Below are 16032 nucleotides of genomic sequence, written 5' to 3'. Positions count from 1 at the left end.
CGCGCCATGAATAAGCCCAACGTCAGCCTGATCGACGTCTCCGGCTACCTGCCCGGCGCGCCGATCCCCGCCGACTACTACGCACAGTTCGCCGAATCCGACGAGCTCCGCGAGAACGTCATGTTCCGGGCCCCGAAGTTTCGCCATCACGTCGCGCCGGACGAGAGTTCGATCGACATGATCGAGCGTGCGGTGCAGGGACTGATCGAGCGGCATGGTCACGACGTCGTCGAGGGCGCGGACGTGCTGATCACCCACACCCAGGTACCCGACATGGCGTTCTACGGGCAGGGCGGCGGCATCGCGCACCGGCTAGGGTTGCGACCGTCCTGGGTGCTCGACCTGAACAACGGCGGGTGTGCCGCGTTTGTGTTGGCGCTCAACGTGGCCCGCAAGCTGCTGTCGTCGGGTGAGGGGCGCACCGCGCTGATCGCGATCGCGCAGAACGCGGCCGGTCAATTCTTCGATCAGCCCACGATTCGCCGCAAGGCGCAGTCGGCGGTGCCCGGCGACGGCGCCGCGGTCGGACTGGTCACGGTGAGCGATCAGTCGCCGATTTTGGATGTCGAGTGCCGTACCTACGGCGAATTTGCGGGTGAGATGACGCTTTCCTACGACCCGCCGCGTAAGTGGTGGGAGGCGGGGCCGGGCGAGGGGAGCATCGGCTTCACCGAAAGCAAGATCACCAAGGTGCTGGCCCGTGGCAACCGGCAGGTTCCCGAGGTGGCATTCGCGGTATGCGACCGAATCGGCCTGCCCGCCAAGAACATCGATCTGATGGTGACCAACCAGCCCAACCGGGCGTTCCTGCGCAACTGGCGCGACGCGCTCGAGCTGCCGCCGGAACGACATCGGGACACCTTCGAAGAGTGTGGAAACCTGTTCGGCGCCGGGATCCCGATCAACCTGGATCGTGCGATATCCGACGGGCAGCTCAAGTCCGGTGATGTGGTGCTGATGGCGGGCTTCGCCCATGCCGGTGACTTCGCCGGTGCGGCGGCGGTGCGCTGGGGCGGGCGAGGCTGATGCAACCTTTGGTAACTTCTGTGGCGGCGGAGGTCGACGAGGCGATCGCGCCCGGGATCGACCCATTCGCCCTGTCGCTCAACGAGAATCCGTTTCCTCCGCTTCCGGCGGTGCGGTCGGTGTTGGTCAAGTCGATCGATGCGGCCAACAGGTACCCGGAGTTCCTGCCCGAGCGGTTGCGCAACCTGATCGCGAGTCGGATCGGGGTCGGCGCGGGTCAGGTGGTGCTCGGTGCCGGTGCGACGGGTGTGGTGCTGCAGACCCTGCAGGCACTGACGGTTCCGGGTGACACGATGGTGATGGCAACACCGACCTTCGACGGTTACCCGATCATCGCGCAGATGGCACGGCTGAATTCGGTGACGGTGCCCCTGGACACGGGCGGTCACAACGACCTCGACCGGCTGGCCGACGCGGCGGCGAGCGCCCGCGTCGTGGTGGTGTGCCGGCCGCACAACCCCACCGGCACCCTGGAGCCGGCGACGCACCTGTTTCGGTTCCTGCGCCGGGTGCGGCGCGAAACCATCGTGCTGCTCGACGAGGCCTACATCGAATTCGCCGCACCCGAACATCAGATTGACGTCTCGGCGCTGGCGCGGCGATTCCCCAACGTGGTGGTGGTGCGGACGTTTTCCAAGGCGTACGGGCTTGCCGGGCTGCGGATCGGTTACGGGGTGGCAGCCGACGAGTTGGCCGCGACGATGTGGTCTCACCAGTTGCCGTTCGGCGTCGCGATGACCAGTTTGCCCGCCGTTGCGGCGTCCTACAACGCTGAAGACGAACTGCTACAACGGATCCGAATGATCACCTCCGAGCGGCGCTATCTCCGGATGCGATTGAGCGCGCTCGGGGTATACACCACCGATGCGCACGCAAACTTCATGTACCTGCCGTCAAGGGATGGGCAGGATCGCCAGTGGAGTGAGATGTTCGCCGACAGCGGGCTTCGAGTGCGCTGCTATCCGGGTGGCGGCGCGCGGATTACCGTGGGCAGCCGCGCATCCACGCTGGCGGTGCTGGCCGCAGTGGGTAAATGATCACACGCTGAATCGGGCTGGGTTGACGCGTTTTGACCGCAAGTGCGGTATGAAAAGGCGTGGCCCCGGATGACAAGCGTGACCCGATCGCCGCGGCACGGACCAACTGGGACCGTGCGGGCTGGGGTGATGTCTCGCAGGGCATGGTCGCTGTGACCTCGGTGATGCGTGCGCATCAGATCCTGCTGGGCCGCGTGGAGGCGGCGCTGCGACCCTACGACCTGAGCTTCTCGCGCTACGAATTGCTGCGGCTGCTGGCGTTCAGCCGGACCGGAGCGCTGCCCATCGCCAAGGCGTCCGACCGGCTGCAGGTTCACGTCACCAGCGTGACCCACGCGATCCGCCGATTAGAGGCCGACGGGCTGGTCCAGCGGGTGCCGCACCCCACCGATGGGCGCACGACGCTGGTGCAGATCACCGACCTCGGCCGCTCCACGGTCGAGGACGCCACCGTCACGCTCAACGAGCAGGTGTTCGCCGATGTCGGCATGGGCAGCGCCGAATCGGAGGCACTGGTGGAGTCGATTGAAACGTTGCGCCGCAACGCCGGTGACTTCTGACTTAGCTGTTGCGCAGCATCTCGATGACGGCGCTGAAATCCTTGTCCGCGTGGGAGGCATCGGACGCGACGAACTCGGCGTAGATTTCGGCGGCGTGGCTGCCCAGCGGCGCGGTCGAACCGGTTGACGTGACCGCATCCATCGCCAGACCCAGATCCTTGTTCATCAGCGCGGTGGCGAAACCAGGCTTGAAGTCATTGTTGGCCGGCGATGTCGGAACCGGTCCGGGCACTGGGCAATTGGTGTGCACTGCCCAACAGTTGCCGGTCGCGCCGGTGATCACGTCGAACAGCGATTGCGCCGACAGGCCCAGCTTCTCGGCCAGCACGAACGCCTCGCCAATCGCGATCTGTTGCACCGCCAGCACCATGTTGTTGCACACCTTGGCGGCCTGGCCGGATCCGGCGTCGCCACAGTGAATGATCTTGCCCGCCATGGGTTCCAGCACCGGCCGCGCTCGTTGCACCGCGGACTCGTCGCCACCGACCATGAATGCCAGCGTGCCGGCGACGGCACCCTTGACCCCGCCGGAGACCGGTGCGTCCAACTGTGAAACTCCGTGCGACTGCGCCAGCGCATGCACCTCGCGGGCGTCGTTGACCGAGATTGTGGAACTGTCGATGAACAGCGCACCGGCGTGCGCGGCCGGCAGCACCTCGGCGTAACAGCGTTTGACGATATCCCCGTTGGGCAGCATGGTGATCACCACGTCGGCCTGTGCCACCGCGTCGGCAGCGCTGTCGAAGACCTCGACGCCGCCTTCGGCCGCGGCTGCCGCCGCCGCGGGCACCGGATCGAACCCGCGAACGGTGTGGCCCGCGTTTCCCAGATTCGCCGACATCGGCCCGCCCATGTGCCCCAGCCCTAAGAAGGCGATCTTAAAAGGCTCTGTCATTGCTGCCCTTCTAAGCGGTGACTCGAAATCGTCCGGCCTCGGCGCGACCGACCACGACCCGCATGATTTCGTTGGTCCCCTCGAGGATTCGGTGCACCCGAAGATCGCGGACGATCTTTTCCAGACCATACTCGCGCAGGTAGCCGTAGCCCCCGTGTAACTGCAAAGCCTTGTCCGCGACCTCGAAGCAGGTGTCGGTGACATAGCGTTTGGCCATCGCGCACAGCTCGACCTTGTCGGGGTCGTTAGCGTCCAACGCACTTGCCGCCCGCCACAACATCATTCGCGAGGTCTCCAGGCCGGTCGCCATGTCGGCCAGGGTGAAGCGGATGGTCGGTTCGTCGAGCAGTGCGGAGCCGAACGCCTGCCGATCCCGCACATACGCCCCCGCCTTGTCGAAGGCCGACTGCGCACCGCCGAGCGAGCACGCCGCGATGTTGAGCCGGCCGCCGTTGAGGCCGTTCATCGCGATGCCGAAGCCGGTGCCCTCGCCGTCGGCGCCGCCCAGCATCGCCCCGGCGGGAACCCGGACGCCCTCCAGAATCACCTGTGCGGTGGGTTGGGCGTGCCAGCCCATCTTGTCCTCGAGCGCGCCGAAACTCAGTCCTGCAGTGTCCTTCTCGATGATGAAGGCCGAAATCCCGCGCGGGCCCTCACCGCCGGTGCGGGCCATCACCACGTACACGTCCGAGGCGCCCGCGCCGGAGATGAACTGCTTGACGCCGTCGAGCACGTAGTCGCCGCCCTGCTTGACAGCGCGGGTGCTCAATGCGCTGGCGTCGGATCCGGCGCCGGGCTCGGTCAGGCAGTAGCTGGCGATGACATCCATTGGCGCCAGCCGCGGTATCCACTCTTTGCGCTGTTCGTCGGTGCCGAAGCTGTCGATCATCCACGCGCACATGTTGTGGATCGATAGGAAAGCGGCGGTGGTGGGATCGGCGATGGCGAGCTGCTCGAAGATCCGAACCCCGTCGAGCCGGCGCAGGCCACTGCCGCCGACGTCATCGCGGCAATAGATCGCCGCCATCCCGAGTTCGGCGGCCTCGCGCAACACCTCGGTGGGGAAGTGCTTGGCCGCCTCCCATTCCAGCGCATACGGAGCAATCCGCTTGGCGGCGAATGCGGCTGCCGTCTCGGTGATGACGCGCTCGTCGTCGTTCAGGGCGAACATGAACCTAATCCATTGTCGGGATGGAGAATTCGGCGCCATCCTTGATGCCGGACGGCCATCGCGACGTCACGGTCTTGACCTTGGTGTAGAACTGGATCGATGCCGGGCCGTGCTGGTTGAGGTCGCCGAAGCCGGAGCGCTTCCAGCCGCCGAAGGTGTGATAGGCCACCGGGACCGGGATCGGCACGTTGACGCCGACCATGCCCACCTCCACGCGCGACACGAAGTCGCGCGCGGCGTCGCCGTCGCGGGTGAACACCGCGACGCCGTTGCCGTATTCGTGCTCGGACGGCAGTCGCAACGCTTCTTCGTAGTCGTGGGCCCGCACAATGCACAACACCGGGCCGAAGATCTCTTCGGTGTAGATCGTCATGTCGGTAGTCACGTGGTCGAACAAGGTCGGCCCGATGAAGAAGCCGCCTTCGAGGTTGGCGTCACCGAATGTCAGGTCGTCGCTGCGCCGCTCGCGACCGTCGACCACGATCTCGGCGCCCGCCGCCACACCCTGGTCGATGTAATTGCGCACCCGCGCCAGTGCTGCCTCGGTGACCAGTGGGCCGTAGTCGGCCTTGGGATCCAGGCTGTGGCCGACCCGCAGCTGGTTGATCCGCTCAACCAGCCTGGCGCGCAACCGGTCCGCGGTCTGTTCACCGACGGGCACCGCGACGCTGATCGCCATGCAGCGCTCGCCGGCGCTGCCGTACCCGGCACCGATCAGCGCGTCGACGGCCTGGTCGAGATCCGCGTCGGGCATCACGATCATGTGGTTCTTGGCGCCGCCGAAGCACTGCGACCGCTTGTCGTGGGCCGCGGCCGTCGAATAGATGTAGTGCGCGATGTCCGAGCTGCCGACGAAGCCGACCGCCTTGATGTCGGGGTGGTGCAGGATCGCGTCCACGGCTTCTTTGTCACCATGGACGACCTGGAATACCCCGGGCGGCAGACCGGCTTCGAGAAAGAGCTCGGCCAGGCGCACCGGCACCGACGGGTCGCGCTCACTTGGCTTGAGTACGAATGCGTTTCCACAAGCCAGGGCGGGACCGGCCTTCCACAACGGAATCATCGCCGGGAAGTTGAACGGGGTGATTCCCGCGACCACGCCCAGCGGCTGGCGCAGCGAGTAGACGTCGATACCCGGGCCGGCACCCTCGCTGTATTCGCCCTTGAGCAGGTGCGGGATGCCGATAGCGAACTCGATCACCTCGATGCCGCGCTGAATGTCGCCGCGGGCGTCGGGAACGGTCTTGCCGTGCTCCAGGGACAGCAGCTCGGCCAGCTCGTCCATGTTCTTGTTGACCAGCTCGATGAACTTCATCATCACCCGCGCGCGGCGCTGCGGATTCGTTGCGGCCCAGCCCTTTTGGGCCTCAACCGCCGATGACACCGCGGCATCGATGTCGGCCGCCGACGCCATCGGTACCTTTGCCTGCACCTCGCCGGTGCTGGGGTTGAAGACGTCGGCCGTGCGAGTTGACTGGCCGGCGACGCGCTTCCCGTCGATGAAGTGCGGGATCTGTGTGGTCATGGGTGCCCTTGGGTGTCGTCGCGTATGAAAGCGGATACTTGCATATCCTAGTAACCGGGCTCTGACCTTGGCAAGGTGGGTTACCTGTCGCTACCGCGCGGGCTAGCGTTGAGGCTGGTATGCACATTATCGAAGCCGATTACCTGGTCATCGGCGCGGGTGCCATGGGCATGGCGTTCGTCGACACGCTGGTCTCTGAGACAGAGGCCAGCGTCGTCGTGGTGGACCGCAACGACGCGCCAGGTGGCCATTGGACCGCCGCTTACCCGTTCGTCCGGTTGCATCAGCCTTCGGTGTTCTACGGCGTCAACTCGCTTCGGCTCGGCCGCGACACCGTCGACCAGGCCGGTTGGAACGAAGGGCTTTACGAGTTGGCGACCGCCGGGGAAGTCTGCGCCTATTACGACCACGTGATGCGCCAGCAGCTGGTGCCGACCGGGCGGGTCCGCTATTTCCCGATGAGCGAATACCGCGGCGCGGGCCGATTCGTCACGCTGGCGGGTGGCGACTACACCGTTGACGTGGCACACCGGGTCGTCGATGCCACCTACATGCGGGTGACGGTGCCCGCGATGCGGCCGCCGCCCTACCCGGTCGCGCCGGGTATCGCCTGCGTCCCACCCAATGACCTGCCCAGCCGCACCGCCCACAAGCGCTATGTCGTGGTCGGGGCCGGCAAGACCGGCATCGACACCTGTCTATGGCTGCTGGGCCATGGCATCGCGCCGGAACGGCTGACCTGGGTCATGCCCCGCGACTCCTGGTTGCTGGATCGCGCGACAATGCAGCCCGGCTCGATGTTCGCCGATCGGATCAAAGCCGGCTTCATCGCACAGCTGCGCGCGATCAGGGACGCCACGTCATCCGACGATCTGTTCGCCCGGCTCGAGGACGCCGGCACCCTGCTGCGGATCGACCCGGCGGTCCGGCCCACCATGTACCGCTGCGCGACGGTCACCCAGGCCGAGCTCGACCAGCTGCGTCGCATCGACGACGTCGTCCGGATGGGTCACCTGTGCAAGGTCGAGAGCGACCAGATGATTCTCGAGGGCGGCGTACGGGCAATGGACAGGGACGCTCTCTACGTCGACTGCACCGCCGACGGAGCCGAAAAGCGCCCTGCTGCTCCGATTTTCGATACCGGCCACATCACGCTGCAAAGCGTGCGCGGATGCCAACAGATATTCAGCGCATCGCTGATCGCCCACGTGGAGGCGACGTACTCGGATGACCTCACCCGCAACCAACTGTGCGTGCCGTTGCCGCACCCCGACACCGACCTGGACTGGCTGCGCCTGGCCCTGGCCGACTACGGCAATCAACTGCGCTGGTTCCACGACCCCGGCTTGACGGCCTGGCTGTCCGCCTCGCGCCTGGATCTGTTCGGTCATCTGGTGGGCCAGCTGCTTCCGCCGGCCTCGGCCAAGCCCCGGGTGCGCGATCGGATACTAGGGGTCGCCAAAACCGTCCTGTCCGCCACCGCGGCGAAGCTCGACGAGCTGGTCGTCGACGAAGCATCCGTGTCGCACTAAAGCCGGCGCTTGCAAAGATAACTCGCGAGGTCTAACTAGCCGGACCCCGGAACTTTTGAAACTGGCTGACCGGCGACGCGGATCGCCACATCGCGGTCATCGGTGGCCCACTTGTGCTTGAGGTGAGACTTGCACAATAGCGCCGGCTTCTCCACCAAGAACCAGCTCAGCGCGGCTAGCGGCAGGGTAGTGATCACGCCAAGGACAAAGAACGCCAACGTATTCAAGCCGGCAAGCCCGCAGACGGCCAGCATCTGTTGAGCGGGATATGAGTAGATGTACATGCCATAGGACAGATCCGTACGCAGACTCAAGCGCCTGTTGTGGATGAGCGATCCCGAAACGACGATGGCGTACGCCAGCGGAATGGCAGCGGCTACCCGGTAATTGGGCAGCAGGCTCGACACCAAAACGATGAGCACGCTCACCGCGACGAGACACCACCGTGCGGGAATCAAGTCTTTCCACTGATACATGATTGCCCCGGCCGAAAACGTGATGGCGGAGCGCGCAATGAGCTGCGGGATGCTCCATTCCCCGGGGAATGCGAGAGGTGCCACCAATGTCGACCCGACCAGCGCGAGCACAAAGACTGCCGGAGAGATCCACCGGCGACTCGCGAGTCCGACGATGCCCAGGACGGCAACGGCGAGGTAGCACATCACCTCCCAGATGAGCGACCACAGGGCGCCATCCCAGATGCCCGGTTCCGGGACTCCGTGCGGTGTTCCGTCGACGCCACGCTGAAATATCGACACCAGGGTGGCGTTTTTCAGGACGTATTCGAACGGTGCGCTGGACAGCAGTAGTTTCGCGGGCGAACCGCCCTGAATGGCCACACTGACCGGGGCGAAGACGAACGCGATGAGGAGCAGGCAGACGTAGAGCCCGGGGAGGATGCGAAGCGCGCGAGCGACCAGATAGTCACGCAGTCGAGGGTCGCGCAGCCAACTCGAGGCGATGAGAAATCCGGAGATCGCGAAGAATCCGTCGACCCCGACGCACAAGAGGAGTTGTAGAACCGCCTCGGACGACACGGTGCGACCGGGGATCAGGTAGGAGTGAAACACGATGACTTCGATCGCCAGCGCGAGCCGAAACGCGTTCAACGCATTTCGTCGTGGATCGAACACCTCACCCAATTTCATCCGATTGCACACTCCTCGTGCGTCGTCCGCGTCGGCGCCAGGTCAAGCTAAGTCGATTAACTTTGCGGTGCAACACAATTGGCCAATCTCTAAGGGAGTGCCGGGGTCGACCCTGAACAGTTTTTGAGTTTGCTGTGTGCCGGATTCGTTCGGGTGACCCGCCGCCGGACACGCTCGACCCAGTGATGGTCGACGACGCCGCGAACTGTAAGCCGCCGCCTCGGTCGTCCGCGCCACATGGTCGACGGTCTTCACGTAGGCCTCCCGGCGTCGTGCGGTTGAGCACGCACGATAGGCCTGCCGCCGGGTTCGCGCAGCCGTAAGACCCTTTTGCTAGTCCAATGCATAGAGGACGCCGACGACGTTCGCTTGCCAGACCCCGACCCCGGGTGTAACCCAAGGGGATATTGATCGGTGAGGAGGCACGTGACGCCACACCACGAACCCGCGGACCCGCGCCCGCTGCGCGCGGTGCCCAACGACGGCTACACCGACTGGGAGGCCGTGTACCAGGACAACGCCGACTGGGTGTATCGGACGTTGTTCGCCCGGGTCGGTAATCGGGCGGACGCCGAGGACCTCACCGCCGAGGTGTTCCTCGCCGCGTTGCGGCCGTTGCGGCTGACCGCGAGCGTCGGCGAGGTGCGGTCATACCTGCGCGCCACAGCGCGAACCGTGCTGGCCGCGCACTGGCGTGAGACCCTGGGGCGGGAGATAACCTCGATTGAGGACGACATCGAGCAACCACCCGATTGCGAGGCGGCGATCAGCACCGCTCCAGCGCGTGTCGCCGAGGTTCTCGACAATCTGCCGGACCGCTATCGTCACATTTTGGAACTTCGTTTCCTGCAAGGTAATTCGATCAAAGAGTCTGCCGCGGAACTCGGAATCAGCGTCGCCAATGCCAAAGTGCTCCAGCATCGGGCTCTGCGATTGGCGGCGCAGGTCAATGATGGGGGTCAGTCATGAACGCGCGAGGGTTGCGCCGCTACGTCGACGATCTGTTGCGAGGCCGCCGGCCAAAACCGTTTGCGCCCGACGACTTTGAGGCCGCCCAGATCCGCACGGCGATCGAGCTACGCGCGGCCGGGCAGGGTGACGACGCCCCGCGCCAGGAATTCCTTGACGACCTGCACCGCCGTCTCGCCGAACAAATGGCCGGCGCACCCCCGCAACCGGAGCCCAAGCCGAACACAACGCGCCGCCAGGTCATCCTCGGCACGTCGGCTGCCGCGGCGGCCGCGGTCACCGCAGTGGCCGTCGATCGCGCCGTGACGAGAAGCGTCACCGAAGGCCCCGCCGTCGCAGGAGAATTGAAGCCCAATAACGGAAGCTGGCAGCGGGTCGCGGCCAGTTCGGACGTGCCGGACGGGCGCATGCATGCGTTCGATCTGGGGTCAGTCAGCGGATTCATTCGCCGTGTCGAAGGCAAGCCGCAGGCCGTCTCCGGCGTGTGCACTCATCAGGGATGCCGGTTGTGGTTCGACGCGCCCGATGACAGGTTGCGTTGCCCCTGTCACTCGACATCGTTCTCTCCCGCGGGGGAAGTACTTACCCATCAACTGCCGATCGCGCCAAAGCCGTTGCCCGCATTGATGGTTCGCGAGGTCGACGGGGTCATCGAGGTGTTCGCTCCGCCGAACCCTGAACGGTCTGCCTAAGCGGTCTCCGTGATGCCGTGGACACTAGGGCATCAGGTTCGGCCGGCCTCGGCGGTAGCCCACTTCTTCTTGAGTCGAGATTTGAGAGACATTGCGGGCTTTTCGATGACGAACCAGCTCAGTGCGGCCAACGGCAGGGTAGCTATCGTCGAAATGACAGCGAATGCAAACGGATTGAGATTGATCAGCCCGCTGATCACCAATACCTGCTGGACTGGGAATCCGTAAATGTAGAAGCCATACGACAGATCCGTTGGCAACCTCAAGTGCTTGTTGCGGATGAGCGCGCCAGGAACGACGACGGCATACGCCAGCGGAAGAGCGCCGACAAGACGATAGTCGGGCAGCAGGCTGGCCGCGAGAACGATAATCACACTTACTGCGACGAGCGACCATCGGGCGGGAATGATGTGTTTCCACTGGTACATCACGGCACCGGCGGCGAACATGAGGGCGAAGCGTGTCAGGACTTGGTAACCGTTGATAGCCCCGGGCGGGGTCGGCGGTAAGAGTTGCAAGAACGGAACGCATAACGTTGCTACTGCCACTATTGCCGCAGAAGTCCATCGGCGACTAGCCAGTCGCGCTATTCCGAGAGCGGCCACAGCGAGGTAGCACAGCACCTCAAAGAAGAGGGTCCACAGATTTCCGTTCCAATACCCCGACATCGGGATCCCTGTGGGCGTTCCACCGACGTCCAACTTCGTAATGAACACTGCGCTGTTCGCCGCCACGAAGTCGAATGGCGCGCTGGATCGGAGCAGCTGTCCGGCGGGTCCGCCCTGAATCGCCACGCCGATCGGGGCGAACACGAATGCGGTGACGACTAGGCAAACGTAGAACGCGGGGAGGATGCGCAGAGCCCGAGCTATGAGATAGTCACGGACTCGTGGGTGGTTGAGCCAACTTGCGGTGATGAGGAAGCCCGACAGCGCAAAGAATCCGTCGACGCCGACGTCAGACATGAGTTGTAGTAGTGGCGCGGGCGGAAGGACGTGACCGGGAAGCACGAAGGAATGACAGAAGATCACTTCGGAGGCCATGATCAACCGCATCGCATTCAATGCATTGCGGTGTGAATCAAATATCTGCCCAAGCTTCATCCGTCGTTACCAGCCTTCATTCGTTGTTACTGGCCGTCCCTGCCACCCGGGTAATCGTGCCCGCACCCATCCTCCGCCACCAGGTCAGTTCCCGAGTGCCTCAGACAGTCGATTCCGGCTTCGACGGTAAAAGCGGGTAGAGAGGCTTACCAGCTGCCCCGCTGGTGTCGGGTTCGGCGGCTTCGGAGAGCTGGGCCTCAGACCACCTCCTCGTGAGTCGAGATTTGAGAGAGAGTGCGGGCTTTTCGATCAGAAACCAGCTCAGTGCGGCCATCGGCATGGTCGCGATCGTCGCAATGATCGTGAATACGAATGGATTCAGACTGGCAAGACCGCAGATAGCCAGCAGCTGTTGGATCGGGAATGCGTAGATGTAGGTGCCATAGGACAGATCCGTCGGCAACCTCAAGTACTTGTTGTGGATGAGCGCGCCGGAAACGATGAGGGCGTACGCCAGCGGTATAGCGCCGATTAGACGGTAGTCGGGCAGTAGGCCGGCCGCGAGAACAACAACAACCACACTCACCGCGACGAGTGACCATCGAGCGGGAATCACGTCTTTCCACTGATACATGACAGCGCCGGCGGCAAACATGATGGCGAAGCGCGCAAGGCACTGCGGCATGCTCCAAGTTCCGGGGAATGTCATGGGCGGCAAACACGCAGCCAGTACCAGTGCCAGTGCCAATACCACCGCAGAAGTCCATCGGCGATGAGCCAGCCCCGCAATTCCCAGGAGTGCGACGCCGACGTAGCAAAGCACCTCGAAGATGAGGGTCCACAGAGATCCGTTCCACATGCCCGGATATGGGATTCCGGCCGGCGTTCCGCCCACGTCGAACTTGAGCACCACTATTGCGCTGTTTTCCAAGACGAATTCTAACGGCGCGCCGGACGATAGCAGCTTTGCGGCTGAACCGCCCTGAATCGCCACACCGATCGGCGCGAATACGAAGGCGACGACGATCAGGCAAACGTAGAACCCGGGAAGGATGCGCAGACACCGAGCTATGAGATAGTCACGGACTCGTGGATGGTTGATCCAGCTGGCGGTGATGAGGAAGCCCGAGATCACAAAGAACCCATCGACGCCTAACGTGAACAGCATTTGCCGTACCTGCACCGGCGCCACGACGTTACCTGTGATGCCGAAGGAGTGCCAGAAGATCACTTCGGCGGCTAGCATCAGCCGCAATGCATTCAGTGCATTTTTTCGTGGATCGAATATCCGCCCGAGTTTCATATGCCGGCACCAGCCATTTTGGCTCTCGGATTCAGCGCCGTGAATCTAGGCCTTGTCTTCAGTGCATCAATTCGGACATCGAAAACTTGAGCCCTTATCATCCACCCCGCCTCTATCCGTCGTCCCCCGCCGGATGAGTTTCGGCGCCGATCGTCGATCATATACGATCCGATCATCGTATACGGTCCTTGTCCCGGGGATCAACCACCGATCCCCAGAAGCGTTGCCCCTCCGGCCTAACGGTGTAACCACTCCTCCTATCTGTTGGCGACAGTTCCACAGCCCCCGGGAGGGTCGTTATGCCTATCTCCATGTTGCGAAAATGCCGGGCGTTGCTCGCGACCGGCCTGCTATTGCTGGCCGGCTGCTCGGTGACGAAGCCCGAGGCGCATCCGTCGGTCATGATGGCCCCGGATGCCGGTGCAACGCCGTTGATCACGGCACCGCCGTCAGCGGCGAATGGTGACGAGGTCGCTATCGATGGTTTCGCGTTTGCACCCGCGACCCTGACGGTCAGCGCGGGCACCACGGTCACGTGGACCAATCGCGACGAAGAACCCCACACGGTGGCTGCAAGCGACGGCTCGTTTCATTCGCCCGGCATGGGGACAGGGGCCACCTTCGCCCACGTCTTCTCCACCGCAGGAACTTTCGACTATGTCTGCTCGATTCACCCGATGATGCACGGCACCGTGGTGGTGACCCAATGAACCACGGCCCGAACGCGATGAATCGCCGCCAGTTGATCCGGCACACGGCATGGTTCGGCGCGGCGGTTGGGTTCGCCGTGGCCGCCGGTGAGGTGATCTCGCAGGTCGCCGGTGCCGAGGCGGCCGAGCGCGCAAAAGTCCTGCCCGCCTTGCGGTTCGCTCAGATCAGCGACAGTCACATCGGCTTCACCGGCGCACCCAACCCGGACGTGTCCGACACGTTCGGCCACGCAATCGACCAGGTCAACAACCTCGGCTACACACCGGATTTCGTGATTCACACCGGCGACCTCACCCACTTGTCCAGTCCCGGCCAGTTCGATCAGGTCAAGCAGATGATGAGCGGCCTGAGGACGCCGCACGTCTTCACCGTGCCGGGCGAGCACGACTCGGTCGACGATGCGGGGCAGAAGTACCGAAGCGCCTTCGGTGCGGGATCGGTGGGGGATGGTTGGTACAGCTTCGACACTGCCGGCGTTCACGTGATCGCGCTGGTCAATACGTTGAACCTGCGCAAGCTCGGGCACCTTGGGGTCGATCAGCTGGAGTTTGTCGAAAAGGATGTCGCGCGGCTGTCGAGCGATACACCGATCATCGTGTTCAGCCACATCCCGTTGTTCGCGATGTACCCGGATTGGGGCTGGGGTACCGACGACGCCACCCAGGTGCTTAGTTATCTGCGCCGATTCGCCTCGGTGACGTGTATCAACGGGCATGTCCACCAATTGTTTTCCAAGACCGAAGGCAACGTCTCGTTCTACAGCGGGACGACAACCGCCTATCCGCTGCCCCATCCCGGCGACGGGCCAGCACCCAAGCCGATCACGCTGCCGGCCGGAAAGCTGTACGACGCGCTGGGTATTCGCGAGGTCAGCTACACCAAGGGTGAGACCGCATTGGCTTTGAAAGAACGGCGGCTGCAATGAATCTCCCGCTCCGGATCGGCTTCGCCGTGTCTTTGCTCGGCAGCGCCGAAAGTCACGCGTACCTCTATGTCCATGGTTACCGGCACATTCCAATGATCGGCATGGGCTTTCTGGTCCAGGCCAGTGTCTCTTTCGCGGTTGCCGTGCTTATCGCGCTCGGCGGTCCGTGGTGGCTGCGCTGGGCTGCGGCGGCGGTGGCCGGCGGATCTCTGGTGGCCTTCGCTGCGTCGAGAACCGCCGGACTGTTCGGATTTACCGAGCATGGTTGGGACCCAACGCCCTACGCGACGATCAGCGTGGGAGCCGAAGTGCTGACCGTGCTGCTCTGGATGCTGGCCGATTACCCCTGGGGCGTCAGGTTCGGAAGGTTTCGGAGAGCTCGGGAGCCGACCACTTCGGCTTCGATGTGAGCCGGGATTTGAAAGACTGTGCGCGCTTCTCGATCAGGAACCAGCTCAGCGCGGCCAGCGGCAGCGTCGCGGTGGTGGCAATGACGAAGAACAGCAAGGGGTTCAAACCGGCAAGGCCACTTACGGCGAGCAACTGCTGAGTCGGTGATGCATATATGTAGGTGCCGTAAGACAGGTCCGTGCGTAATCTCAACCGCTCATTGCGGATCAGCGACCCCGAAACGATGATGGTGTACGCCAGCGGAAGAGCACCGACCACCCGATAGTCGGGCAGCAGGCTCGACACCAAAACGATGAGCACGCTCACCGCGACGAGTGACCATCGAGCGGGAATCACGTCTTTCCACTGATACAGCAGCGCCCCAGCCGAAAACATGATCGCAAAGCGCACGGCCAGCTGTAAGTTGGTCCATTCCCCGGGGAATGTGAGTGGCGGTAACAATGTCGCCCCAAGCACTGCGAAGGCGAAGACTGCAAGGGAAACCCAACGGCGATTTGCAAGTCCGATCAGCCCGATTCCCGCAACGGCGAGATAGCACAGCACCTCCCAGATCAGGGTCCAGACCGAGGCGTTCCAGACGCCGGCGTCGGCAACGCCCCTCGGTGTGCCGGCGACACCCAGCGCAAGCGCCGACAACAGTGTGCTGTTTTTCAAGACGTACTCGACTGGCGCACTGGACAATAGAAGCTTGGTCACCGGGCGACCCTGAATCGCCAGACTGAGCGGGGCGAACACGAACGCCGTTACCACCAGGCAGACATATAGCCCGGGCAGGATGCGCCGAGCTCGAGCCAGCAGATAGTCACGCAGTTGCGGGTTCCGAAGCCAACTCGATGTGATCAAGAATCCGGAAAGCGCAAAGAAGCCGTCAACCCCGACCGAGAAGAGAAGCTGGAGAACCGGCTTGGACGACACGCTATGGCCCGTGACGGGGAAGGAATGCCACAGGATCACCTCGGCCGCCAACGCCAATCGGAAAGCGTTCAGCGCGTTGCGTCTTGGATCGAATACCTGCGCCAGTTTCGTCTGCGGTCGCGCCACGGTCCCAGCCCCCATGTGACGCCATCATAACGTCACTTTAGGG

At 63.7% G+C, this 16032-nt stretch carries 16 protein-coding genes; 9 read left to right on the top strand and 7 right to left on the bottom strand.

The features are described 5' to 3' along the window. Positions 1–6 precede the first annotated feature (6 nt). From DB708_RS06440 to DB708_RS06430, 3 genes are read left to right on the top strand one after another with little or no spacing between them, the layout of a single operon-like run. A complete protein-coding gene (locus DB708_RS06440; RefSeq protein WP_108921116.1) occupies positions 7–1026 on the top strand; it encodes a 3-oxoacyl-ACP synthase III family protein in 1020 nt (339 codons plus the stop codon). Next, positions 1026–2063, top strand: coding sequence for a pyridoxal phosphate-dependent aminotransferase (locus tag DB708_RS06435; RefSeq protein ID WP_108921115.1), 1038 nt, complete (start codon positions 1026–1028; stop codon positions 2061–2063). Before DB708_RS06440 ends, DB708_RS06435 begins: the two co-directional genes overlap by 1 nt. Positions 2064–2122: 59 nt before the next feature. Next, a complete protein-coding gene (locus DB708_RS06430; RefSeq protein ID WP_108921114.1) occupies positions 2123–2623 on the top strand; it encodes a MarR family winged helix-turn-helix transcriptional regulator in 501 nt (166 codons plus the stop codon). 1 nt (position 2624) lies between these two features. On the opposite strand, the gene mmsB is transcribed toward DB708_RS06430, so the two are convergent. Genes mmsB through DB708_RS06415 form a run of 3 tightly spaced genes read right to left on the bottom strand, consistent with a single transcriptional unit; the run spans position 2625 to position 6214 of the window. Beyond that, entirely contained in the window at positions 2625–3518 is an 894-nt protein-coding gene (gene mmsB, locus DB708_RS06425) for a 3-hydroxyisobutyrate dehydrogenase (protein WP_108921113.1), read from the bottom strand. A 10-nt stretch (positions 3519–3528) separates the two neighbouring features. Beyond that, positions 3529–4689 (bottom strand): acyl-CoA dehydrogenase family protein, encoded by a 1161-nt coding sequence (locus DB708_RS06420; protein ID WP_108921112.1) that lies wholly within the window; start codon positions 4687–4689, stop codon positions 3529–3531. Positions 4690–4693: 4 nt separating this feature from the next. Beyond that, positions 4694–6214, bottom strand: coding sequence for a CoA-acylating methylmalonate-semialdehyde dehydrogenase (locus DB708_RS06415; protein WP_108921111.1), 1521 nt, complete (start codon positions 6212–6214; stop codon positions 4694–4696). Positions 6215–6333: 119 nt separating this feature from the next. Here DB708_RS06415 and DB708_RS06410 point away from each other — a divergent pair, with 119 nt between their 5' ends. Continuing rightward, a complete protein-coding gene (locus DB708_RS06410) occupies positions 6334–7746 on the top strand; it encodes an NAD(P)-binding protein (RefSeq protein WP_108921110.1) in 1413 nt (470 codons plus the stop codon). A 35-nt stretch (positions 7747–7781) separates the two neighbouring features. Here the strand turns inward: DB708_RS06410 and DB708_RS06405 are convergent, their stop codons facing one another. Beyond that, positions 7782–8894 (bottom strand): acyltransferase family protein, encoded by a 1113-nt coding sequence (locus DB708_RS06405; protein ID WP_108921109.1) that lies wholly within the window; start codon positions 8892–8894, stop codon positions 7782–7784. Between the two features lie 426 nt (positions 8895–9320). On the opposite strand from DB708_RS06405, the gene DB708_RS06400 reads away from it, so the two are divergent. Both DB708_RS06400 and DB708_RS06395 read left to right on the top strand, forming a co-directional pair. After that, positions 9321–9863 (top strand): RNA polymerase sigma factor, encoded by a 543-nt coding sequence (locus tag DB708_RS06400; protein WP_108921108.1) that lies wholly within the window; start codon positions 9321–9323, stop codon positions 9861–9863. Further along, a complete protein-coding gene (locus DB708_RS06395; protein ID WP_108921107.1) occupies positions 9860–10555 on the top strand; it encodes a Rieske (2Fe-2S) protein in 696 nt (231 codons plus the stop codon). Before DB708_RS06400 ends, DB708_RS06395 begins: the two co-directional genes overlap by 4 nt. A 32-nt stretch (positions 10556–10587) precedes the next feature. Here DB708_RS06395 and DB708_RS06390 read toward each other — a convergent pair whose 3' ends face one another. Together DB708_RS06390 and DB708_RS06385 are read right to left on the bottom strand one after the other, a co-directional pair. After that, positions 10588–11658, bottom strand: coding sequence for an acyltransferase family protein (locus tag DB708_RS06390; protein WP_108921106.1), 1071 nt, complete (start codon positions 11656–11658; stop codon positions 10588–10590). Positions 11659–11758: 100 nt separating this feature from the next. Next, positions 11759–12901 (bottom strand): acyltransferase family protein, encoded by a 1143-nt coding sequence (locus DB708_RS06385; protein ID WP_108921105.1) that lies wholly within the window; start codon positions 12899–12901, stop codon positions 11759–11761. 299 nt (positions 12902–13200) lie between these two features. Here DB708_RS06385 and DB708_RS06380 point away from each other — a divergent pair, with 299 nt between their 5' ends. From DB708_RS06380 to DB708_RS06370, 3 genes are read left to right on the top strand one after another with little or no spacing between them, the layout of a single operon-like run. Then, positions 13201–13611: a cupredoxin domain-containing protein gene (locus DB708_RS06380; protein WP_108921104.1), complete on the top strand. Its 411-nt coding sequence runs from the start codon at positions 13201–13203 to the stop codon at positions 13609–13611. Then, positions 13608–14537 (top strand): metallophosphoesterase family protein, encoded by a 930-nt coding sequence (locus tag DB708_RS06375; protein ID WP_108921103.1) that lies wholly within the window; start codon positions 13608–13610, stop codon positions 14535–14537. Before DB708_RS06380 ends, DB708_RS06375 begins: the two co-directional genes overlap by 4 nt. Before the next feature lie 32 nt (positions 14538–14569). Continuing rightward, positions 14570–14947, top strand: coding sequence for a hypothetical protein (locus tag DB708_RS06370; protein WP_409347563.1), 378 nt, complete (start codon positions 14570–14572; stop codon positions 14945–14947). Here DB708_RS06370 and DB708_RS06365 read toward each other — a convergent pair. Further along, the gene (locus DB708_RS06365) at positions 14892–16004 is read right to left on the bottom strand and encodes an acyltransferase family protein (protein WP_108921101.1); all 1113 of its coding nucleotides are present in this window, start codon (positions 16002–16004) and stop codon (positions 14892–14894) included. The two genes, DB708_RS06370 and DB708_RS06365, sit on opposite strands and share 56 nt — an antisense overlap. Positions 16005–16032: the final 28 nt, after the last annotated feature.

This window comes from Mycobacterium montefiorense, from assembly GCF_003112775.1.
Classification (GTDB): Bacteria; Actinomycetota; Actinomycetes; order Mycobacteriales; family Mycobacteriaceae; genus Mycobacterium; species Mycobacterium montefiorense.
The sequence above is the reverse complement of the archived record's forward strand: the minus strand, read 5'-3'. Positions and strand labels throughout refer to the sequence as shown.